This window comes from Burkholderia sp. RF2-non_BP3, from assembly GCF_001522185.1.
In the GTDB taxonomy this organism is placed as follows: domain Bacteria; phylum Pseudomonadota; class Gammaproteobacteria; order Burkholderiales; family Burkholderiaceae; genus Burkholderia; species Burkholderia diffusa.
On sequence record NZ_LOSU01000009.1, the window covers coordinates 174810 to 197261 of the forward strand.

Here is a 22452-nt window from a genome sequence, read left to right on the forward strand (position 1 = left end):
GGTGCGCGCGCTCCGGCTTCATGCAAAGCATTCCGGGAACCGTGTCCCGGCGCGCGGGCCGCGTTACTTCTTGCCCTGCGCGAACAGTTCGTCGAGCTTCTGCTCGTAGGCGTGATAGCCGAGGAAGTCGTACAGCTCGGCGCGGGTCTGCATGGTCGGCACGGCAGCCTTCTGCGTGCCGTCGCGGCGCAGCGTCTCGTAGAAATTCAGCGCGGCCTTGTTCATCGCGCGATACGCGCCGCAGCAGTACAGCGCGATGTCGACGTTCGCCTCGCGCAGTTCGTCGAGCGTGAACAGCGGCGTCGAGCCGAACTCGGTCAGGTTCGCGAGGATCGGCACCTTCACGGCGGCCTTGAAGCGGCGGTAGTCGTCGAGCGTCTTCATCGCTTCCGGGAAGATCATGTCGGCGCCGGCTTCCACGTATGCGATCGCGCGCTCGATCGCGGCGTCGATCCCTTCGGCGGCGGCCGCGTCGGTGCGGGCCATGATCACGAACTGGTCGTCCGTGCGCGCATCGACCGCGGCCTTCACGCGATCGACCATTTCGTCGGTCGGCACGACTTCCTTGCCCGGACGGTGGCCGCAACGCTTCTGGCCGACCTGGTCCTCGAGGTGGACGGCCGCGACGCCGGCCTTGATGAACGAGCGCACCGTGCGCGCGATGTTGAACGCGCCGCCCCAGCCCGTGTCGATGTCGACCAGCAGCGGCAGGTCGGTCGCGTTGGTGATCCGGTTCGCGTCGATCAGCACGTCTTCCATCGTGCTGATGCCGAGATCGGGGATCCCGAGCGAATTCGCGGCGACGCCGCCGCCCGACAGGTAGACGGCCTTGAAGCCGACGGCCTGCGCCATCTTGGCTGCGTACGCGGTGATCGCGCCGACCACCTGCAGCGGCTGCTCGGCCGCGACTGCCGCGCGGAATTTCGCGCCGGCGCTCTGAAGATGCGTGTTGCTCATGAACGGCCTCCTGAAGGAATGCCCATCAACAGCAAGGACCGGGCCAGCTCGCGAAACGCCGCTAACCCACTGATTCTTAAGCAACCGGCAGGTGCATTGAATCGTCCGGTGATTTCAATTCGGCAATTCCATGTTTCAAAAATGAAATCGCGCGCGCATAATCGATCGCCATGGACCTCTCCTCGACCAAGCCCGTCGGCCCGGCCGACCGCACCGTTCGCCCGCGCATCTGGGCGATGGGCATCAGCCGCCTGCGCGACCTGTTTCGCGAAATCGCCGGCGAATTCGACGAACGTGCCGACGTGCGCATCGTCACGCGCGCGTACGAAGATGCGCTGAGCGCGATCGCGGAGGCCGGCACCGCGCGGCCCGACGTGATCGTCGCGGCCGGCTCGAACGGCGGCTTCCTGAAAACGCGTGCGCAGGTGCCGGTCGTGGTGGTGTCGCCGACCGGCTTCGACGTGATGCAGGCGCTCGCGCGCGCCCGGCGCGACGCATCGCGGATCGCGCTCGTCAGCGCCGGCGAGACGCCGCCCGAAGTGCGCCGCTTCGTCGCCGCCTATGGCCTCGACGTGCAGTTTGCGTCATATCAGTCCGCGCAGGAAGCGGAAGCCTGTGTGCACGACCTGCACGACCGCGGCATCGAAACGATCGTCGGCCCCGGCCTCGTCACCGATCTCGCGGCGAGCGCCGGCATGGGCGCGGTGTTTCTGTATTCGCACGCGTCGGTGCGCAAGGCGGTCGAGACGGCGCTCGAAGTCGCGTACGCCACGCACGCCGAGGCGTTTCGCCGCCAGCGGCTCGACAACCTGTTGCAGCACCTGCGCGACGGCGTGGTCGCACTCGATGCGCGCGGTCGCGTCGAAGCCATCAACGAGCGGCTCGCGTCGGCGCTCGGGGTCGAACCCGCGGCGGCCGTCGGCCGCGCGCTCGTCGACCTGCGTCCGGAGCTGCGCACGCTGCGCGGCGAGGACGGCGACGCGCTCGCGACCGTGCGCGGCGTGCGCTACGTCGTGCATCGCGGGCCGCTGGTCGATCGCGGCGTCACGTCGGGCAGCGTGCTGACGTTCCAGGAGTCGCGCGCGGTCGAACGGCTCGACCGTGCGCTGCGCTCGCAACCGAACACGCAGCAGTTCGCGGCGCGCTTCACGCTCGACGACGTAGTCGGCGCGTCCGCACCGATGGCGCGCGTGCGCGACCTCGTGCGCCGCTACGCGAAATCCGACGCGACCGTCCTCGTGCTCGGCGAAAGCGGCACCGGCAAGGAAATGATCGCGCAGAGCCTGCACGCGCTGTCCGTGCGGCGCAACTATCCGTTCGTCGCGATCAACTGCGGCGCGTTTCCGGAGGCGCTGCTCGAGAGCGAGCTGTTCGGTTACGAGGAAGGCGCGTTCACCGGCGCGCGGCGCGGCGGCAAGACCGGGCTGTTCGAGGCCGCGCACCGCGGCACGCTGTTTCTCGACGAGATCGGCGAGATGCCGCCATCGCTGCAAAGCCGGCTGCTGCGCGTGCTGCAGGAGCGCGAGGTGATCCGCCTCGGCTCGACCGAGCCGATCCGCATCGACGTGCGCGTGATCGCCGCGACGCACCGCCCGCTGCTCGCGGCCGTCGAGGACGGCACATTCCGCGCGGACCTGTATTACCGGCTCAACATCCTGAACATTGGCCTGCCGCCGCTGCGCGAGCGCGCCGCCGACATTCCGGCGCTCGCGGCCACGCTGCTCGTGCAGGCCGCGCGGCGCGAACCGCGGCTGGCCGAACGCGTGCGCGAGGTCGGCGATGCGATGCGCGTGCTCGACGCGACCCAAGCGACGCTCGCGCGCTACCGTTGGCCCGGCAACGTGCGGGAACTGCAGAACGTGGTCGAGCGGATCGCGGTGGAACTGGCCGAGGAAGTCGACGAACACGATCCGGGCGCCGCGTGCGCAGCGCTCACGTCCGATGCGCTGCAGGCGATCGCGCCCGAGTTGTTCGCGGCGCCGCCCGACGCGACCGACACCGACGACGCACAGACGCTCCACGCGCGTCGCCGTCGCGCCGAAGCCGACGAGATCCGCGCGGTGCTCGATGCGTGCGGCGGCGACCGCGATCGCGCATGCGCGATGCTCGGCATCAGCAAGACGACGCTGTGGCGGAAGCTGTCGGCGAAATAGGTGTGGGTGGAATGGGCGCGGCAGCATGACATGCCGCGCGCGCGCCGCCGTCAATCGGCCTTGTGATAGTGGCGGTAAGCCTTCGCGCGATTGCCGCACGACGACATCGAGCACCAGCGGCGGCTGCCGTTCTTGCTGTCGTCGATGAACAGCCACTGGCATGCATCGTTCGCGCAGCGCTTGACCTTCGCGAGCCGCGTGCCGCCCAGCAGATCCGTCGCCGACCACAGCACCGGGCTCAGCAGCCCCGCGAGCGTCGCGTCCGCTGCCCCGAGCCGCCACGCGTAGCCGCCGTCGATCCGCGCGAGCACCACGCGCGGCGCCGCTTCCGCCAGAAAACCGCCCAGCAGCGCGAGATCGTCGGCTTGCGGCTCGCGCCGCTCGGCTTGCGCGTGAAAGAGCCGATACAGCGCCTCGCGCAACGCGAGCGCGCGCGCCAACATCGCCGGCTCGCCTCCTTTCTCCGTCACCTGTGCACGACACACGTCGGCCAGGCCGGCCGGCGCGCCCGCCTGCTCGCGACACCATGTGAACAGGTCGTCCAGCGTGCCGAAGGTTTCGGTCGGCGCGTCCGCGCCGCGCCAATACAGCGTGTTCGCGAAATCGATGCTCAGCGTTTCGGACGGCGCCGGGACCAGGCAGTCCGTCGTGACGGAAGGTTGCGTTTTGCTCATGACGCGATCGTATCTAACCACCATGCCGGTTGACAAGCATCCCGACGCTTTCTAACATAACCAGCAAGGTGGTTAAACAAGGTTTGCTGCACTGACGTCCCCTCTTCAGTTCAAGGAGCCACAGATGATCGATCGTTTTTCCTGCGACGTTGTCCACACCGGCCGCAGCCGTGCCTTCCACGACAGCGCGCTCGGCGCGCTTCGCTACAAGCGGCTGGCCTGGTGGCTGTAAACGGGTTTGCCGCACTGACGTCCCACTTCAGTCCAAGGAGCCACAGATGATCGATCACCTTTCGTTCGGCGTTGCCCACATCGACCGCAGCCGCGCGTTCTACGACAGCACGCTCGGCGCGCTCGGCTACAAGCGGCTGTACAGCGACGACGGGTCACTCGGCTACGGCACCAGCGAACCGGTGCTATGGTTGCAGCACGCGGCGCGTCCGGTCGTCGCCGATCCCGATTCCGGGTTGCACTTGTCGTTTCGCGCGTCGTCGCCCGTGGAAGTTGACGCGTTCTATCGCGCCGCACTGCAGCACGGCGGACAGGACAACGGCGGGCCAGGCAAACGCGAGCACTACGGTCCCGGCTACTACGCGGCGTTCGTCGTCGATCCCGACGGATATCGGCTCGAAGCCCATTGCGAGCTGGACAACGTCGTCTGATCCGGTTCGCACCGACACGGGTGAATGACGAGGGCCCGATTCCGCATCGCGCGGAATCGGGCCCTCGTCTTTGCTGCATCGATGTCCGGTTCGCGGCGGCCACCGCGAACAATCGCGCCAGTGGCCGAGCGGACGGTCGGACGGCGCGGCCGGGTCTATTGCGCGTTGCGCGTGTGCTGCAGTTGCTCGCCCAGCCCCTCGACGCCGAGGCGCACGGTCTGGCCGGCTTTCAGGAACACCGGCGACGGCTTGATGCCCATCCCGACGCCCGGCGGCGTACCGGTCGTGATCACGTCGCCCGGTTGCAGCGTCATGCAGGTCGACAGGTAGGCGATCAGTTGCGCGACGGTGAACACCATCGTGCGCGTGTTGCCGTTCTGGTAGCGGTGGCCGTCGATTTCGAGCCACAGGTCGAGGCGCTGCGGATCGGGCACCTCGTCGCGCGTCACGAGCCACGGGCCGATCGGGCCGAACGTATCGAAGCCCTTGCCCTTGTCCCACTGGCCGCCGCGTTCGATCTGCCACTCGCGCTCGGAGACGTCGTTGACGACGCAATAGCCGGCGACGTAATCCAGCGCGCGCGCCTCGTCGACGTCCTTGCACGTCGCGCCGATCACGACGCCCAGCTCGACTTCCCAGTCCGTCTTCACCGAGCCCTTCGGGATGTCGATGCCGTCGTTCGGGCCGCAGATCGAACTCGTCCATTTGCCGAATACCACCGGCTCCTTCGGTACCGGCATGCCGGCTTCGGCCGCGTGATCGGCATAGTTCAGACCAATGCCGATGAACTTGCCGACGCGCCCGACGCACGCGCCAATGCGCGGCTCGCCCGGGACCAGCGGCAGCGTGGCCGGGTCGATCGCGCGCAGGCGCGCGAGAGCGGCGTCGGACAGCGCGTCGCCGGCAAGATCCGGCACGTGCGCGGACAGGTCGCGAATCCGGCCGTCCGCGTCGAGAATACCGGGCTTTTCCTGGCCGGACGGGCCATAGCGAAGCAGTTTCATCGTGCTCAACCTCTATTGTCGAATGTGACAGGATACCGGCCGACGCAGCCGCCTGTGGCCACGCGCCGGACTGAATGCCGATCGTCGATGACGCGCGTCGGCGCCGCATCCGGAGTGCGACGCGCATCGAACGGGCGGCCGCCGGTCTGCGCATCGGCGACGACGGCCCGGCATCCGCGACACGTGCCGGCCCGTGCAGTGCCGGCCGGCTTCACGCGCGGCCGCGCCGTCGCTGGCCCGCCGCTCTTTGTACCATCGGCGGCCCGCCGTGAAATGGCCCGCGACGGATAACGACTATTGGTGCGCCCGCGGAGGTTGCACCGCAGCATCGGGCCCGCCGAACCATTCGGCTTCACGCCAAAAACCACCATCCGTCGACACCGAAAGATGAATTGCGAATATTTCTTATGACCCTGTCATCGGGAACGATATGTAATCCGTTCTTGCTGGGTAACGATCGGTGAAAGGACGCTGCATTGCACACTGGACGTTTGTTGTTGAGCGCGCGCGGATGGCAGTCACATTCGCATGCGGCTTCGCGAATCCGCGTGCAAACCGGCCAGCGTGCGTCGTCCACCGATTGGCAATCCCCGGACTTCCTACCCCATGATGCAAACGACCAATAATCCGCTCCCCGGCAGCGACGCACGGGAGTCGATGGGCGCAGCCGACCGCTATCGCGCGCCCGCGCTCGACAAGGGTCTCGACATTCTCGAACTCCTGTCGGAACAGAAGGAAGGACTCACCCGCACCGAAATCACGAAGGAGCTCGGCCGCAACGCGAGCGAGATCTACCGGATGCTCGAGCGTCTCGTCGCACGCCGCTACGTGATGCGCTCGAGCGGCGGCGACCGTTACACGCTCAGCCTGAAACTGTTCGCGCTCGCGCATCGGCATCCGCCGATGAACCGGCTGATCGCCGAGGCGTTGCCGCTGATGCAGCGCTTTGCCGACGCGGCCGAACAGTCGTGCCATCTGACCGTCTACGATCGCGGCAATCTGCTCGTGATCGCGCAGGTGGACGGCCCCGGCCCCTGGGGCGTGTCGGTGCGGCTCGGCTCGCGCGTCGGGCTCGCCGATACGGCGTCGGGGCGCGTGATGCTGTCGTTCCAGGGTGCCGAGCAGCGTGCGCACATGCTGGCCGAGCATCGCAAGGTCAAAGGCGAAGCCGCGATGAACGAGCAGGAACTCGCGCACGCGTGCCAGTCCATTCGCCAATCCGGCTACGTGCGCCAGGACAGCCGCCAGGCATACGGCGTGACCGACTTGAGCGCGCCGATTCTCGGCCCGGCCGGCCATGCGATCGCGGTGCTGACCTGCCCGTACATGCGCCGGATCGACGCGCATATGGCGCCGTCGGTCGAGGTGGTCGTCGCAGGACTGCGCGATACGGCAGGCCAGTTGTCGATGTGCCGCGCGGAGACTTGCTGAACATTGCAGAACGGTCGACCGCGGTGAAGGCGGTCGACCGTTCGGGCGCGGTGGTCGTTCGGTCACGCGGTGTGCGACGCGTGCCGGCCGCGCGGGCTTTCGTCCCGGCATTCCGCAGACCGTTTCCGGATGCGCGGACGCCGCGCTACGCTAGAATAGCGGCCCTCTCAAAAACTACGACGGCCGGCTGTCGCGGCCGTCGTATCCGATGGATGTCATGGCCAAACTTCTGAACGATCAAGAATTCCAGCGTTTCTCCGAACTTCAGCAGAAGCAGGCGAGCTTCACGATCACGCCCGAGGAAGCGGACGAGCTGCGCGACATCGTCGCGCGCGCGCAGAAGAAGCGCGACGACCGTGCCGAAGCGATGCGCGCGATCGAGAACTACATCGAGCAGTTCGACATCACGCCCGACGAACTCTTCTCGCCCGAGCAGATCGGCGAGGCCGCGCGCACCTACGGCCTCATCACGGCCACCAAGAAGGAGCGCACGCTGCCGCCGTCGATCACGTTCAACGGCAAGCCGTACCAGTGGACCAAGACGCTTCCGGACGACGTGCGCGGCGCGCTGTTCGATGCATTCACGTCCGGCGAATCGGTCAAGCGCTTCATCGCGATGCCGAAGGACACCGCGCGTTGCGCCCTGACGATCGCCCGCCTCGAGCGCGAAACCGGCGGCGTCTATGCCGACGCGCACCTCGAAGAACTCTCGATTTCGCGTGACCAGGTGAACGACGCAGCGTCGAAACTCGCCGCGTAAATGCCATCGCGGGCACGGTTCATGCGTGCCCGCACCGGCGTGGACGCCGGCAGAAGCCCGCGCCACGCCAGCCGGAGCACTGCGTCCGCAGGCTCCCGAAAAATCTCACCGAAGCGTCCCGTAAGCGCTCACCAGAGCATCCCGTAAAAGCTCACCTGAGGTTCTCGGAGACGCTCCCCGGCCCCTCCCGAACGTCCTCACCAACGCATCCCGCAAACGCTCACCACCCTTTCCCGGAAAGGCTCACCGGGGCTTCCCGCAAGGGCTCACCGACAGCTCCCGCGAAGGCTCACCGGGCGCTCCCGTATCGACTCACCCAATTACTCCCGGAAAGACTCACCGTCGGCTCCTGAAAATTCTCACCTTTGTTCCGTTTCCGATGCTGCCGGTGCGCAATGCGGGCGTCAGTGCGCTCAAATATGGCACCGGGACCGGTGGCACCCGCAGGTCATTGGCGCACGCAACCGACCGCCGCGGACGCCATGACCGATGCACTCGGCCCTTCCCCGCCGGTCGCGAAGCCAGCGCTTTGCCGATCCGCATATTGGAGCGAAAGAGTTGAACGATCTGCATCCCGAACTACAATCAATTCGCTCCGTCGCGACTATGAATCCCGGCGTCGCGCGTTCCGCAGCGGCTGCACACGATACCGCCGGACCTTCGGACACGCTCGCCGACGCGATTACGGTTGCAGCTTCATCCTGAACCCCACCACGCCGGGTTCCTCCGTCGTCGACACCTCGAAACCGCAGGATTTCGCCAGCGAGATCATCGCGGTGTTCTCGCGCAGCGCCTCGCCCACCATCCACGCGGTGCCGCGCGATCGCGCGTAGTCGATGATGCGGGCCATCATCAGCCGCCCCAGCCCCTTGCCCTTCTGATCGGGCCGGACAGCGATCGCGAACTCGGCCGTCTCGTTGTCGGGATCGGTAACCGCGCGCGCCACCGCGAGTGTGTGCGACCGGCCCGACACGTCGGTGAACGACACGATGAAGGCCATCTCGCGGTCGTAGTCGATCTGCGTCATGCGCGCGACTTGCGAATGATCGAAGCTGCGCACCGCACCAAAGAAACGCATCCGCAGATCGTCCGGCGTCATTGCGCCAAGCAGCTCGTTGTGCGCTTCCTCGTCTTCCGGACGGATCGGCCGGATCGTCACGGTCTCGCCGCGCCATTCGAGCGTCTGCTCGAGATGGCGCGGATACGGCATGATCGCGAGCCGGCTGCGCCCGGCCGCCAGCGTGACGCGCGGCGCGACCACGTATGCCCGGTCGGAGAGCACGCGCAGCGTGACCGACATCGCGACGACCTCGCGCACATCGCAAACGACCTGCGACAGCGCCGTCAGCGCGTCGAGCGTGGGTTCGACGGGCGTGCGGCGTGCATATGGCGAACGCTCCATCACCACGCGGGCGAGCACCGTATTCAGCGGCGGCAGCCCGTACACGACGAACGGCGCCGATACGCCGTCGGCCGATGGCACGGCATAACGAAACACCGGGCCGAAGTTCGAATCGTCGTACATCTCGACCGTGACATCGACGACTCTGGCGCCGGCCGACGCATCGGCCGGCTCGCCGTGCACGCCGAAGTGGGACAGCCAGCGCAACGCCGCTTCGCCGGCGAGTTCATGCTCGCCGGCCTCGACCATCCGTCGGGCCCCGGCCTGCGCGGACGCAACGCACTCGGCCGGCTGCAGCGGCGTGCCCTCGGGCGTCTGCATCAGCAACTGCCGCCCGAGGTTGTAGTCGACGAGCCGAGCGTATGCGCGCGCAAGCCGCTGCGGTGTGGTGTGCACCGGAATGCCGTTCGCGTGCAGTGCGTCGCGCGTCGCCGCATCGACCGCACCGAAGAAACACGCGAGGATGCCGCGGTACGCGTACTGCCGCGATTCGATCAGCGTGCGCGCGACCGCATCGGCCGGCGCGCTGTGGGACGTCGAATGCACGACGAACAGCGTGCCCGTTTGCGGGAACGGCGCGAGCGCCTTGATGGCGGCGCCGAAATGCTCGGGGCGCGCATCGTCGCCGAGGGTCAGCGGATTGCCGGGCCCGGCGAGATGCGGCAGCGCGGCCGCGACCGCCGACGCTGCCTCGGCCGGCCAATCGACCAGCACATCGCGCACCTCCGCGACCGCATCGACCGCGAGTTTCGCGACGCCTGCGTCGCTCGTCACGAGTGTCGCCGCGCCGCGCGCGGTGACGCGCCCGACGCCGAGCGTCTCGATCTCGTCGAGCAGATCGTCGAGCGCATCGACACGCACCATCCCCGCACGCTGGAACGCCGCGGTGTAAAGCGCATCACCGGGATCGGCGCGCCCGGTGCGCAACGCGAGCACCGGCTTGTTGCGCGCCGCCGCACGCGCTGCCGACATGAACTTGCGCGCGGCACACACCGTGTCGAGCTCGAGCAGGATCGCGCGCGTGCCGGGGTCGCTCGCGAGGTAGTCGAGCACGTCGCCCGCATCGACGTCGGCCTCGCTGCCCAGCGCAACGACATGTGAAAAGCCGAGGCCTCGTGCATCGGCCCAGCCGAGCACCGCATTCGTCAGCGCGTTGGATTGCGACACCCAGGCGACGCCGCCCGATCGCGCCGTATAGGCCGGTGCGCCGAAATGCGCATGCCGTGCGGGCGACAGCACGCCGAGGCTGCCGGGCCCGACGATACGGAGCACGAACGGCTTCGCGGCCTTGAGCGTGCGATCGAGCGCGGCACGGTCGGCGTCGGTGCGCGCCTCGCCGACGATCACCGCGACACGCGTGCCGATCTCGCCGAGCTTGCGCACGATGCCGGCCCATGTGGCGGGCGGCGTGCAGATCACGGCGACCGATGGCGGCGCGGGCAGCCGGCCGACATCGGCCACGACCGCGTACCCGTTCAGCTCGCGATACTTCGGATTGACGGGCCACACGGGCCCCTCGAACGCGCCATCGAGCACGCGCGCCCACACCATCGCTCCAATACTGCCCGCGCGCGACGATGCACCGACGATCGCAACGGACCTGGGCTGGAACAACGCATCGAGATGACGGACGGTCACATCGGCTCCATACGGTAACGAAAGACGACCCGACCGGCGCACGAGCCGGATGGCCGTGCGCCGGTCGACGCGAACTCCAAGCATAGGCGAACCCGATGCGGCTGCCTATATGCCGAACGGCCGACTGTGCGACGCGCATCAATGCCCGCAACATGGGCAGGTCACCGACGTCTTCGCACACGCAACGGGCGAGGGCGACACGATGCGGTCTTCCGGTCGCCGCTTCAAAGGTGAGGATTTACAGGAGGCATGGTGAGCAAGTTCGGGAATTGCAGGGCGCGCAGCGTAAATGCGCGAGAGGTGATCGCAATCGGCGGTACGTCTGCACCGCGCAGATCGGGAATGCCAATGCGCGCATGCCGCGTCATTGCAGCGTTGTTTACGGGAATTCGCGGCGATATCCGGTCGAATCGCGGCGAATTCGCAAAACGATATCCGTTAATCGCACGGCATCGGTGTTCAATTCGCGGTTTCGCGTCGTGCCGCGGCTGCCCGAAAACAAAACGGTGCGACGGCCGCATGGCCGTTCGCACCGTCAGTCAGCGCACGAAAGGTGAGGATATTCGGGAGTCAGTCCTTGATCAGGAAACGCGCGCGGTTCTTGCCGAGCCATGCCGGCGCCCGCCCGCGGCCACTCCACGTTTCACCCGTCTTCGGGTTCAGGTACTTCGGCGGCAACGGACGCTTCGGTTTCGCGGCAGCAGCAGCGCCGATCGGTCGAAAACCGAGCTCTTCCGCAGTAATGTCGAATTCCTCGATTTTCGCCCGAATGGCGGCAATCGCATCGGCAATTGCCTTTTCGCGTTCCTTGTCGATCTTTTGCTGAAGTCTTTCGAGCTGCGCTGTCAGTTGCCTGTAGGTCGCCATATGGATGGGACTCCGTGAGTGTTATTCATGAAAAATAGCCAACTCCAAGCGAATAGAAAAGCGCTTCTCCCGATTACGGTCTCCTTATCCGGCCATGTCGGGATCAATAACCGCTTTTCTTCTTGCATGCGAAGAGAAGATTTCGCGTTGCGTCATCGGTTGATTGCTGGAGGACGTCGAATTCACCATTGCAGATGGCTCGGGCATTGTCCGTGCAATTGCTCCAGTCGCTGCCGGTGCACTGCACCTGCGAAGTCGGGCGCCCGTCAGAAGTGAACAGAGGCGCCCCGCCGCCGCACCCGCCGAGCCCCGCAACCAGGGCCAACAATCCGGCCCGACGCCAATGCGTTCGAGGCCACCGACAGACCGACGCAAGCATGTGTTTCATTGTTCTTTCCGTCAACCGATTTTTTAATGCCGCGAGTATGCCATGCACCACCGTCAGGCGTTCAATCGGGCGTCCGGTCCGGCCGTCCACGCGTCTTGTACGGCACGGCCCTGTGCGGATCGTCGGTGATGCGAACGAATACCCGCTCGACGTCGGGAAGCGCGCCGAGTTCGCGCTCCAGCGCCTGCCGATCGAATGCCGGATCGGCACACCCTTCGACATAAATGAAGCGCCGCTGCACGGTGATCCACAGGCTCGTGTCCTGCAGACGATCGGTGCCCGCGAAATGCGCTTTCGCCGCCTCGGCGATCGGCGCGTCATACATATACGAATTCGGTTTCGTGCAGCGGTGGGCGAGCCAGCAGGTGGTCCCGCGCTCGACGCGGTAATGCGCGTCGTCTTCCATCTCGGCGCGCGTCATCCACGGGCCGAGCGGCAACGGGCATTCGGCGAAGCCTCGCGACAGCGCGACGAAGGGATCGTTGTACCAGTTGCGCCGTACCACGGGCGCGTCCGCGTCACCCGCCTGCGCGAGCGAGGACGTCGCCACCAGTGCGGCGAGCCATCCGGCAATTGCGATTCGCTTCATCGTCGTCTCCTGTCGGGCACTTCACCGGTGCCGTTCGTCATGTCCCAGCGCATCCACCGCTGCTTGCTACCGGTCGATCCCGAGCGCCGTCAGTTTCTTGTACAGCGTCGCCCGGCCGATGCCGATGCGCGCGGCCGCTTCGACCACCTTCCCGTCGCAAGCCGCAAGCGCGTCGATCAGGAACTGGCGCTCCCACGCGGCCAATGCATCGGTATACGAAACGACCGGCGCATCGGGCGCCCCCGCTGCATCGTCCGCATCCCGGCCGACCGGCGACGGAGCAGCCCGCATGCCTGCCGGCACCGCATCCGACACCACGCGCACCGGCCCGAGGAACGGCGCGAGCGCACCCGCATCGATCACCGAGCGGTCCGACAGCATCAGCGCACGCTCGAGCGTGTTGCGCAGTTCACGTACGTTGCCCGGCCACGGGTACGCGCACAGCATCCGCAGCGCATCCTCGGTCAGTTCGCAGTGCGCAGCGCGACCGTGCTGCGCGGCCAGCTCCTCGAGCGTCGCGTAGACGAGCGCCGCGATGTCGGACGCCCGCTCGCGCAACGGCGGCGCGTGGATCGTCAGCACATTGAGCCGGTAATAGAGATCCGCGCGAAAGCGGCCGGCCTCGACCAGCGCGGGCAGGTCGGCCGACGTCGCGGCGATGATCCGCACGTCGGCGCGCACGATCCGGTTCGAGCCAACCGGTTCGAACTCCTTGTCCTGCAATACGCGCAGCAGCTTGCCCTGCAGCGGCAGCGGCATGTCGCCTATTTCGTCGAGAAACAGCGTGCCGCGATCGGCCAGCTCGAACTTGCCGACGCGTCCCTTGCGATCGGCGCCGGTATATGCGCCCGGCGCCGCGCCGAAGAATTCGGTTTCGAGCAGCGTGTCGGGAATCGCGGCCACGTTGACGGTCACGAGCGGCTGAAGCGCGCGCGCCGACGCCGCGTGAATCGCATGCGCGAGCAGTTCCTTGCCGGTGCCCGTCTCGCCGAGCAGCAGCACCGGCGAATCGACCTGTGCGGCGCGCCGCGCCTGCCGCTTGGTTTCGAGGCTTGCGGCGCTCGTGCCGACGAAACTCGCGAACGTGTATTTCGCACGGCGTGCCTGCGCGAGCGAACGCTGCGTGGCGATCAACTGCTGCTGAAGCTGCACGTAACGGGAAAAGATCGGCGTGAGCGTCTTCAGCTGGTCGAACAGTGCGAAGCCGATCGCGCCGACCGTCTCGCCCGTCTCGTTCTTCAACGGCAGGCGCGTGACGACGAGCGGCTCGCGGCCCGTCTCCATGATGTCGAGCAGGATCGGCTGTCCGGTCGACACGACCTCGCGCATCAGGCTGTTCGGAATCACCGCCTCGCAGTCGAGGCCGACCGCCTGCTGCGGATCGGCGAACCCGAAGCGCGCCGCATAACGCTCGTTCATCCACACGACGCGCGCGTCGCGATCGACGACCACCGTGCCCGCGCTCGAATCCTCGAAAGTCTGAAACAGCGACTCGGCGGCGCGCCGCAGCACGTCGCCGTAATTGACGGGCAGGCGGGCCCAGTCGTTCATCATCGTGTCGTTGTCTCCGCGTATGCTTGGCCGGACGTCTCCGGAACGAGACGCAGTATCTCATTTTGGAGACGCCCCGGAATGCCTTGTCCGGGAAAGCCCTGCCCGATTCAGCGGGTGGTCCTGGCGGCCGAATCGTCTCCCGATGGAGACGATTTATGTAGAATCTTCAGACATTGGCCGGCGCGGGCCCGCCGGCCTGCGCCGGATCCACGTCCGGCGGCGCAATCCGGCCGATGGCACGAAACCTGCACGAACCTGAGCCGGTTCGCGGCGCGTCCCGCGATCGAACAACAACCAAAGCCATTCCAAGCTATTAGGAGACTCCCCTTGTCTTTCGTGATCGTCCTCGCCGCGCTGGCGTTCCTGATGTTCGCCGCGTATCGCGGCTACAGCGTGATCCTGTTCGCGCCGATCGCCGCGCTCGGCGCGGTCCTGCTGATCGAACCCGCCGCCGTCGCACCGGTCTTCTCCGGCATCTTCATGGAGAAAATGGTCGGCTTCGTCAAACTGTATTTCCCGGTCTTCATGCTCGGTGCCGTGTTCGGCAAGGTGATCGAGCTGTCCGGGTTCTCCGAGTCGATCGTCCATGCCGCGATCCGCTACATCGGCCGCTCGCGTGCGAATGCGGTGATCGTCGCGGTGTGCGCGCTGCTCACCTATGGCGGCGTGTCGCTGTTCGTCGTGGTGTTCGCCGTGTATCCGTTCGCGGCCGAACTCTATCGCCAGAGCAATATTCCGAAGCGGCTGATGCCCGGCGCGATCGCGCTCGGCGCGTTCTCGTTCACGATGGATTCGCTGCCCGGCACGCCGCAGATCCAGAACATCATCCCGACCACGTTCTTCAAGACGACCGCCTGGGCCGCACCCGTGCTCGGCACGATCGGCTCGCTGTTCATCATCGTCGTCGGCCTCTCGTATCTGGAATGGCGCCGCCGTTCGGCGATGGCAAAGGGCGAAGGCTACGGCACGTCGCTCGTCAACGAGCCGGAGCGCGTCGAAGCGACGGCATTGCCGAACCCGGCGCTGGCGATCCTGCCGCTGATCCTCGTCGGCGCATCGAACTTCACGTTCACGAAACTGATCCCGCAGTGGTACGGCGCCGCGTCGTACACGGTCGCGCCGGACGTGCTGCCGGGCGTGCATACGCCGGTCACGACGTCGATCAAGACCGTCGTCGCGATCTGGTCGGTCGAGGCCGCGCTGCTGCTCGGCATCGTGCTGGTCGTCCTGACCGCGTTCAAGCGCGTCAGCGACCGCTTCGCGGCCGGTTCGAAGGCCGCCGTCGGCGGCGCGCTGCTCGCCGCGATGAACACGGCGTCGGAATATGGTTTCGGCGGCGTGATCGCCGCGCTGCCGGGCTTCCTCGTCGTCAGCGACGCACTGAAGAGCATTCCGAACCCGCTCGTGAACGCGGCCGTATCGGTCAGCTCGCTCGCCGGCATCACCGGTTCGGCGTCGGGCGGCATGAGCATCGCGCTCGCCGCGATGTCGGACCTGTTCATCAAGGGCGCGCAGGCGGCCAACATCCCGATGGACGTGCTGCACCGGGTCGTCGCGATGGCCAGCGGCGGCATGGACACGCTGCCGCACAACGGCGCGGTCATCACGCTGCTCGCGGTCACGGGCCTCACGCACCGCGAGTCGTATCGCGACATCTTCGCGGTGACCGTGATCAAGACGCTGGCGGTGTTCTTCGTGATCGCCGTGTACTACACGACGGGTCTCGTGTAAGTCTCCGCATGCGGCGGCGTTCCGAACGCCGCCGCGCCGCGTCAGGCCGCATCGCCGCGGCCGGCGCACCTTCCTTCCTCTGCACGCCAAGGTTGGGCAACCAGCCCTGCATTGTCGAAGCAAGCGGCGCAACGCCGGTCGCGACGCGACGCATCTTCCCGATACCTCCGCATGCAAGCCGGGGCGAATCGCCGGGGTTCTCATCCGCCGGCTCATCCCCCGCCCGATCGGAGCCGCACGGTGCCACACCGCCGCGCGGCCCGCACGGCCCGACGCCCGTCACGCACCGCCATCCGGCACGGTCCGTTCCCGCCATCCATTGTTACCGGCAGCAGAACACTGCGTTGGGCGCGATCGCATTTTTCGCGCGCGCGGCCGGGCCTACACTGCTTTCAACCGCCGCCGCTTCGTCGAACGAAGGCCGGACGCCCAGTTGGAAACATGGAGGTCACGATCATGAAGCGCCTGATTCACGCAGTTGCCGTTGCCCTGGCCGTATCCGCGCCGCTCGCCGCGCAAGCGCAGTCGAACCCGCCGCTCACGCGCGCGCAGGTTCACGCCGAAGTGAAGGCGCTCAAGCAGGCCGGCTTCCAGCCGAGCGACTGGTTCTACCCGGCCAGCATCGTTTCCGCCGAAGCGAAGATCGCCCGTCAGCAGAGTGCCGGGTATGGCAGCGATCAAGGTGCATCGTCGGAGTCGAGCCACTAATCGACGTCACGACGCGGCCGTTCCATCCGGCCGCTTTCTCGCAGGCATTCACGCCTTCACCGGTTCGATCAGTTTCGCGCATGCCGCCGCCTGCGGATCGCCCGCAGGCAACTTCGCGCACACCCCGTCGAACTGCTTCACGACCGACCTGACCGACGCGTCGTGCGCGCCGCCGCCGCGCCAGCGATTCAGTTGCGTGACGACCTTGGTCAACGCGCGCAGGTTCGCCCCATAAAACGCATCCTTGGTCTTGCCGGCCTGCGCGAGCACGCTCGCGGCGATCGCCTCGATCCGCGCCGAATCGTCCGGCGCCAGCGCGACCGCGTTCGCGAAATAGGTCGCGCCCCAGCGCAGTTTCGTCGCCGGGCCGCTCGCCGAGTCGTACGCCTTCCGGTACCAGTCGAGCGCCGCGACCTTGTCGCCGCGCGCCTTCGCATTCGCCGCCAGTCCCGACATGAAGTAGTACGGCGTCGACGAACGCGGCAATTCGGCCTTCAGCAAGACGTCGGATTCGTCGTACAGCCCCGCGTCGGTCAGCGTGTCCGCCGCTTCGCTGACGAGCGCCTGCCGCTCGTACGCGTTCGCGGCGCCCCGCACCGATGCCGCGATCTGCTTGCGTGCGGTATCGATCAGCGCCGGCGCGGCGAGCGGCGCGCCGGCGTGCGCATCGTCGCGCGCGAGCAGCACGCGGCCGTGCAGCGCCATCAGACGGTCGATGGACGACAGCGTCGTGTCGGTCGACAGGCGCGCGAGTGCCGTGTCGTACGCGCCGCGCAACTTCGTGCGCTGGGCGGCGTCGCCGCCGAGGTATGCGACCACGCGCGCGGGCGCCGCGACGAGCACGTCCGAATCGGCACGCGCCAGCGCCGGCTCGCGCAGCACCGCGCGCAGCGCGTCGGCGAGCGCCGCCTTGTCGAGCGTGCCGGCCTGTGCGGGATCGTCCGATGCCGCCACCACCGCCGACTTCAGCGCGAACCGCGCGGCGTCCGCCTTCGCGCCGGCCGCACGCGCACGTTGCGACAGCGTCTGCAGCGTCACCGCGACACGGTCGGCCGGCACCGGCAGCGCGCCGTCGGTGTCCCAGGAATAGTCGGCCAGCAGATGCCATTCGGCCGGCGTCAGTGCCGCGCCGTCGTTCAGAGCGGTCGCGAGCGTCTGCCGCACCGGATGCGCGGCCGTCATCCCGAGCGACAGCGCCTGCATGTAGCGGTCGAGATCGGCCTCGCCCGGCAGCCGCGTCACCTCGGTGCCGTCCGGGCGGAACAGGATCATCGTCGGATAGCCGTGCACCTTGAAGCGCTCGCCGAGTTTCTGCGCGCTTTCGGTATCGCCGTCGAGATACACGGGCACGAAGAACGACGAACGGGTCTTGAATGCCTGCTGGCTGAAGATCGTCGACTTCACCTGGTTGCACGACGGGCACCACACGGCGCCCCAGTACAGCAGCAGCGGCTTGCCGGTGCGCTTCGCGAGCGCGAACGCGGCATCGACGTCGCCCTGTTGCCACGCGATGCCGGGCGGCAGATGCGCGCCGTCGCCCGACGGGCTCGATACGGCGGCGCCCTGCGGCGCGGTGGTGGCGAACGCCGCACCCGCGGCGGCGAACAGGCAGGCTGCAGTCACGTTACGGAGAACGGTTTTCATCGAGACGGGTTCCGTTGAAAGAGACGGTTACGGGAAGCGGCGAAACGAAAACACGATGAAGCGACGAAACGACGAAGGGCATCGACAAGGAAAGCCACGACCGGCCGCTGCATGGTCACATCGCGCAGCCGTGTCGACCGCGACAATCGCGACGATCGGCAAATCGCTCGACGATACGATTCGCGCGGCCGGTTGAAAACGAACGAATTCTCGAATGGATATGACGTGCGCTTCGTCGACATCGTCCCGTCATGCCGCCCGATCCCATGAACGAATGCCCTGTTCGCGCAGGCGTTCGAGCCGCTGCCGTCATTTCTCGCGCGACGTAAACGGATGCTGGAGCGTGTTCATGTACACCGCGGGGTGCGACGATGATCTGCCGGATCGCGTCGACGTCGTGCGTCTCGCCGTGCCGGATCGTGATATCGGTCATGACTGGGTGGAGTCGAAGGTATCGGGCCGGGGCATGTCGCCGCGCGAGCGCAACAACACATCGAGCTTATCCGATTTAATGCGAATGAAACATGGTCGACGCACAAGTCTATAACGTTGCACACGCAACGACATGGCGTCACGTCGCCCTCGCGAAACCGGCAATTTCTTACCGAAATCACTCGCACAAATCGGTAATTTCCGACCATTCCAACATCCGCACCGCGCGTCGCTTGTTCGTTGCGCACGCAACGTCACGAACGCGACACACCATGTCATTTCCGCACCTCGACCGCGCGCCACGCCGCTACGTCGTCGAACCGGGCAAGGCGCTGCGCGGCGACTGGGCGGCGCTCGCCGACGACGGCGGCAAATATGACCTGTGGGTGCTTGGCCCGCACGGCTATCGCCGCCGCTTCACCGGCGACCTCGCCCACTGGTACGACTTCGTCGTCACCGCCGACAGCGACGCCATCTTCTCGCCCCGCGTGACCGGCCGCGTCGAAACGGGTCGCCACTCGGTCAGCGACCCGGCGATGGATGGGGCTCACCGGCCGCTTCTGACGGCACTGCGCCCGCCCGACCCGAGCACCGGCCGGGCGCCGAGCGCGGCGAGGTCCGATCCGGCTGAAACGCCCGCCCGGCGTGGCTCATACATCAGAGGGATCGGTGGTGCAGCCCTCATTTCGGGTCCACGAAAATGCTCCGTCTTGCGGCCCGTTCGCGTTAAACTTCGTCAAGCTGCATTCAACAACGACATCTTCGCCAATCTGGCACACACGACACGAGGATAGGTTCGATGCGCACAACCGGCTCATCCGGGGCAATGACCCTGCTCACCGAACACGACCCGGCCGATGGCCGCGAACTGCGCTCGCTCAGGCTCGAATCGACCGGCGACGGCAAGAGCGTGCTGCTGATCGAGATCGACGAACGCAAGCCCGGCATTCACCGCGAGGTCCGCTACGAGATCACGCCGGCCGAACTGATCGCGGCGATCCGCTCGCACGGCGCCGAGCTGCCCGGCGAAAACCACGGCGCCGCCTCGCTCGCCCGCACCCCTTCCTGATGTCAAACGGTGAGCCGCGTGCAATGCACTGGCTCACCGTTCTGTCCGCATTTCCCTGCCGCCGTCAGGCGCTTTCCGTCATTCCCCTCCGCCCGCTTGAAAATGGCCGATAATCGGCCCATTCGCGTACCTTCCTCACGCGCTCCCTTTTCGGCCAGCCGTCATGCTCCGTGACCTCGTCGCCCAATACGGGCCGCTTCTCGTCTTCGCCAACGTCCTGGCGGCGGCCATCGGCCTGCCCGTGCCGGCGATGCCGACGCTCGTGCTGTTCGGCGCGATGGCCGCGATGCATCCGGCGATGATCGGCTCGCAGCTCCTGACGGTGCTGGCGCTGTCGGTCCTCGGCGCGCTGATCGGCGACACCGTGTGGTACGTCGCCGGGCGGCGCTACGGCGGCACGACGCTGAAGACGATCTGCCGGCTGTCGTTGTCGCGCGATACCTGCGTGAGGAAAACCGAACGCTTCTTCGGCCGCTACGGCGTGCGCGTGCTCGCGGTCGCCCGCTTCATTCCGGGGCTGTCGCTCGTGTCGGTGCCGATGGCCGGCGCGCTCGGCACGCGCTATCGCACGTTCGCCGGCTACGATGCGCTCGGCGCCGCGCTGTGGACGACCGTCGGGCTCGTCGCGGGGCTCGTGTTCTACCGGCAGATCGACTGGCTGTTCGCCGGCGCGAGCCGGCTCGGCCGCGCGGTGCTGCTGGTGATCGTCGCGCTGCTGGCCGTCTATGCGGCCGTGCGCTGGATGCGCCGCCGTGCGCTGATCCGCCAGCTCGCGAGCGCGCGGATCGGCGTCGACGAACTCGATCTGCTGCTGCGCGACGCGGCCGCGCCGGTGGTGCTCGACGTACGTTCGCCCGAGCACCGCAAGCTCGACCCGTTCACGATTCCGGGCGCGCAGTTCGCGGACGAGCGGCACATCGAGGACATCGTCGCGCGCTACCCGTTCTCGCAGAAGTTCGTCGTGTATTGCTCGTGCCCGAACGAAGTGACGGCCGCGCTGATGGCCAAGCGTCTGCTCGACGCTGGCTTCACCGATGCGCTGCCGCTGCGCGGCGGCCTCGACGCCTGGCGCGACACGGGCCGCCAGCTCACGTCGCTGGTGGAAGACATCCCCGCCGCGAACGATCCGGTGGCGGGGTTGCACAAGCCGGCCTGATCGAACTGACCGCAGGCCGGCCGCGCGAGACGAGAAATGCCGAAGGGGGCGTTGCGCCCCCCTTCGATCAGAACGCGTGCAGCGGCACGTTCACGACCAGGCGGTATTCCTTGTTGGTCGCGTCCGAGTAGTGCGCGGAACCGTTGTGCCACATCGCGATGAACGTGACCTTCGTGTCCTTCAGCTTGCCGCTCTGGAACGTGTACGACGGGATGAAGCCGAACTCGTGGTGACGGCCCTGCACCGGTGCACCGTTGCTCCAGTAGATGCTCGACTTGCTCGGATCCGCCGCCGCGCCCGCGCTCGCATCCGCGCCCCAGCCCGTCACGCCCCACACCATCGCCTTGAAGCCCGGCAGGCCCGCTTCCTTGCCGTAGAACGTGTAACGCAGCTGCAGCGACTTTTCGTGCGGCGCGTTGTAGTCGACGTCCATCGAGTTGGTCAGGAAGATGCCGTTTGTTTCGTTCAGGTAGTCGAAGAACTGGTCGCCGAGCACCTGCTGATAACCGAGCAGCAGTTCGTGCGGGCCGTGTTGCGCGGCCAGCGACAGGCTGTACGCGTTGTTGTTGATCTTGCCCTGCAGCGCGTCGCCCGTGTCGTGCGTCGAGTAAACGTTACCGAAGCCGGTCCACTTGATCGACTTCGTATCGCCGATGCTGTGCTTCACCGACGCGTAGTACTGGTGCCACACGTCATCGGCCTGGTTTGCGTACAGCGCGACTTCGCCGTCCGGCGAGTAGTCCCACGTGCCGCCGACGTAGGTCAGGCGATTGATGCGCGTGCCGCCGTACTGGGTCGTGAGGTTGGTGAGCGTCGTGTGGCCGCGCGCGTCGGTCTTCGTGAAGCTGCCGGCCTCGAGCATCACGTTCTTGAACTCGTTGCTGACGATCGTCGCGCCGAGGAACGTCGGCGGCAGCGCGCGGTTGTCGTGCTGCTCCATGAACGGGTTGTCGACGGCCTGCAGACCATACTTGACCACCGTGTTCGAGATGCGCGCCTTCACGTCGTAGATGCCCGGATAGGCCCATGCAAGCTGGTTCGAACCGCCGCCGCCCTTCGCGATGTGCACCATGCTGCCGGCGCCGGCGCCGCCGTCGAGCTTCAACGCCGCATACAGCGACGCGTCGAAGCCGATGCCGATCAGGCCGGTCGTGTAGCCGGATTCGAAGTTCGCCATCGCACCCTGGACCCACGCGTGACGATGCGGTCCGCCCTTGTTGTCGAGCGTGTCCGCATAGTTGCGGAACAGGAAGTTCAGGTGGCTGTCGGCGATGAAGCCGTTCGACTTCGACTGCGCCGAAGGCTCATCGGGCGGCGTAACGGCCTGGTTCGCCTCGGCGTTGATAATGGCGTTCGGGGTCGTTGCCTGCGCAACCGTCGCGCCGGCGGACGGCGCGGCCTGCGCGACCGTCAGCGGTGCGGGGGCCGCGTCGTCGGCGTGCGCGACGCCGCTCAGCGATACGCCGGCAAGCGCAGGCAAGCCCCATGCAAGCAGCATCTTCGATGCCGTCCCGATCGTCTTTTGCTTTTTCATCGTCATTCTCGTCTTGTGTTGATGTCGTCCACGCCGGTTGCGATCCGCTTCCAGCCCCCCGGCGAGCCCGGTTAAGGACGCGCCTTTACCCGCGGCGCG

General features: G+C 67.0%; 18 protein-coding genes and 2 pseudogenes. 9 read left to right on the forward strand and 11 right to left on the reverse strand.

The genetic code is table 11. The features are described 5' to 3' along the window. Window positions 1-63: 63 nt before the first annotated feature. Entirely contained in the window at window positions 64-957 is an 894-nt protein-coding gene (gene prpB / locus WS45_RS02930; RefSeq protein ID WP_044845010.1) for a methylisocitrate lyase, read from the reverse strand. Window positions 958-1127: 170 nt separating this feature from the next. On the opposite strand from prpB, the gene prpR reads away from it, so the two are divergent. Further along, on the forward strand, window positions 1128-3110 hold the full coding sequence (gene prpR / locus WS45_RS02935) for a propionate catabolism operon regulatory protein PrpR (RefSeq protein WP_059698092.1): 1983 nt from the start codon (window positions 1128-1130) through the stop codon (window positions 3108-3110). 50 nt (window positions 3111-3160) lie between these two features. Here prpR and WS45_RS02940 read toward each other — a convergent pair whose 3' ends face one another. Beyond that, window positions 3161-3808, reverse strand: coding sequence for a CGNR zinc finger domain-containing protein (locus tag WS45_RS02940; RefSeq protein WP_059698094.1), 648 nt, complete (start codon window positions 3806-3808; stop codon window positions 3161-3163). Between the two features lie 254 nt (window positions 3809-4062). Between WS45_RS02940 and WS45_RS02945 the strand changes: the two genes are divergently transcribed. After that, window positions 4063-4446, forward strand: a complete 384-nt coding sequence (locus WS45_RS02945; protein ID WP_059689285.1) for a VOC family protein — start codon at window positions 4063-4065, stop codon at window positions 4444-4446. A 155-nt stretch (window positions 4447-4601) separates the two neighbouring features. On the opposite strand, the gene WS45_RS02950 is transcribed toward WS45_RS02945, so the two are convergent. Then, window positions 4602-5450 carry an ureidoglycolate lyase gene (locus WS45_RS02950; protein ID WP_059698096.1) on the reverse strand — a complete coding sequence of 283 codons (849 nt, stop codon included), beginning with the start codon at window positions 5448-5450 and terminating at the stop codon, window positions 4602-4604. 606 nt (window positions 5451-6056) lie between these two features. On the opposite strand from WS45_RS02950, the gene WS45_RS02955 reads away from it, so the two are divergent. Both WS45_RS02955 and WS45_RS02960 read left to right on the forward strand, forming a co-directional pair. Continuing rightward, on the forward strand, window positions 6057-6881 hold the full coding sequence (locus WS45_RS02955) for an IclR family transcriptional regulator (protein WP_179949117.1): 825 nt from the start codon (window positions 6057-6059) through the stop codon (window positions 6879-6881). A gap of 208 nt (window positions 6882-7089) precedes the next feature. Further along, window positions 7090-7641 (forward strand): hypothetical protein, encoded by a 552-nt coding sequence (locus tag WS45_RS02960; RefSeq protein WP_059698098.1) that lies wholly within the window; start codon window positions 7090-7092, stop codon window positions 7639-7641. 682 nt (window positions 7642-8323) lie between these two features. Here WS45_RS02960 and WS45_RS02965 read toward each other — a convergent pair. The 5 genes from WS45_RS02965 to WS45_RS02980 all read right to left on the reverse strand — a co-directional run bounded on the left by WS45_RS02965 (window position 8324) and on the right by WS45_RS02980 (window position 14079). Next, window positions 8324-10681, reverse strand: coding sequence for a GNAT family N-acetyltransferase (locus WS45_RS02965; protein ID WP_059698099.1), 2358 nt, complete (start codon window positions 10679-10681; stop codon window positions 8324-8326). Between the two features lie 570 nt (window positions 10682-11251). Then, window positions 11252-11548: an H-NS histone family protein gene (locus WS45_RS02970; protein ID WP_059467298.1), complete on the reverse strand. Its 297-nt coding sequence runs from the start codon at window positions 11546-11548 to the stop codon at window positions 11252-11254. 103 nt (window positions 11549-11651) lie between these two features. Continuing rightward, a complete protein-coding gene (locus tag WS45_RS35990) occupies window positions 11652-11936 on the reverse strand; it encodes a hypothetical protein (protein WP_257127682.1) in 285 nt (94 codons plus the stop codon). A gap of 61 nt (window positions 11937-11997) precedes the next feature. Then, window positions 11998-12525: a BON domain-containing protein gene (locus WS45_RS02975; protein WP_059698101.1), complete on the reverse strand. Its 528-nt coding sequence runs from the start codon at window positions 12523-12525 to the stop codon at window positions 11998-12000. 66 nt (window positions 12526-12591) lie between these two features. Then, on the reverse strand, window positions 12592-14079 hold the full coding sequence (locus WS45_RS02980) for a sigma-54 interaction domain-containing protein (protein WP_059698102.1): 1488 nt from the start codon (window positions 14077-14079) through the stop codon (window positions 12592-12594). A 327-nt stretch (window positions 14080-14406) separates the two neighbouring features. Here WS45_RS02980 and WS45_RS02985 point away from each other — a divergent pair, with 327 nt between their 5' ends. Together WS45_RS02985 and WS45_RS02990 are read left to right on the forward strand one after the other, a co-directional pair. Further along, window positions 14407-15810 carry a GntP family permease gene (locus WS45_RS02985; RefSeq protein WP_059528789.1) on the forward strand — a complete coding sequence of 468 codons (1404 nt, stop codon included), beginning with the start codon at window positions 14407-14409 and terminating at the stop codon, window positions 15808-15810. Window positions 15811-16266: 456 nt separating this feature from the next. Continuing rightward, window positions 16267-16518 carry a DUF4148 domain-containing protein gene (locus WS45_RS02990; RefSeq protein WP_059529113.1) on the forward strand — a complete coding sequence of 84 codons (252 nt, stop codon included), beginning with the start codon at window positions 16267-16269 and terminating at the stop codon, window positions 16516-16518. A 48-nt stretch (window positions 16519-16566) separates the two neighbouring features. On the opposite strand, the gene WS45_RS02995 is transcribed toward WS45_RS02990, so the two are convergent. Both WS45_RS02995 and WS45_RS36365 read right to left on the reverse strand, forming a co-directional pair. Next, a complete protein-coding gene (locus WS45_RS02995; protein ID WP_059698105.1) occupies window positions 16567-18162 on the reverse strand; it encodes a thioredoxin family protein in 1596 nt (531 codons plus the stop codon). 312 nt (window positions 18163-18474) lie between these two features. Further along, window positions 18475-18595, reverse strand: a pseudogene (locus tag WS45_RS36365) (GNAT family N-acetyltransferase); the annotation flags it as partial. A 265-nt stretch (window positions 18596-18860) separates the two neighbouring features. On the opposite strand from WS45_RS36365, the pseudogene WS45_RS36505 reads away from it, so the two are divergent. The 3 genes and pseudogenes from WS45_RS36505 to WS45_RS03010 form a co-directional block, all read left to right on the forward strand. Further along, a pseudogene (locus WS45_RS36505) lies at window positions 18861-19148 on the forward strand (phospholipase domain-containing protein); the annotation flags it as partial. Window positions 19149-19393: 245 nt separating this feature from the next. Continuing rightward, a complete protein-coding gene (locus WS45_RS03005; RefSeq protein ID WP_040138862.1) occupies window positions 19394-19663 on the forward strand; it encodes a hypothetical protein in 270 nt (89 codons plus the stop codon). A gap of 163 nt (window positions 19664-19826) precedes the next feature. Beyond that, entirely contained in the window at window positions 19827-20819 is a 993-nt protein-coding gene (locus WS45_RS03010) for a DedA family protein/thiosulfate sulfurtransferase GlpE (protein WP_059528794.1), read from the forward strand. Between the two features lie 67 nt (window positions 20820-20886). On the opposite strand, the gene WS45_RS03015 is transcribed toward WS45_RS03010, so the two are convergent. After that, window positions 20887-22353, reverse strand: coding sequence for an OprD family porin (locus tag WS45_RS03015; RefSeq protein ID WP_059529116.1), 1467 nt, complete (start codon window positions 22351-22353; stop codon window positions 20887-20889). Window positions 22354-22452: the final 99 nt, after the last annotated feature.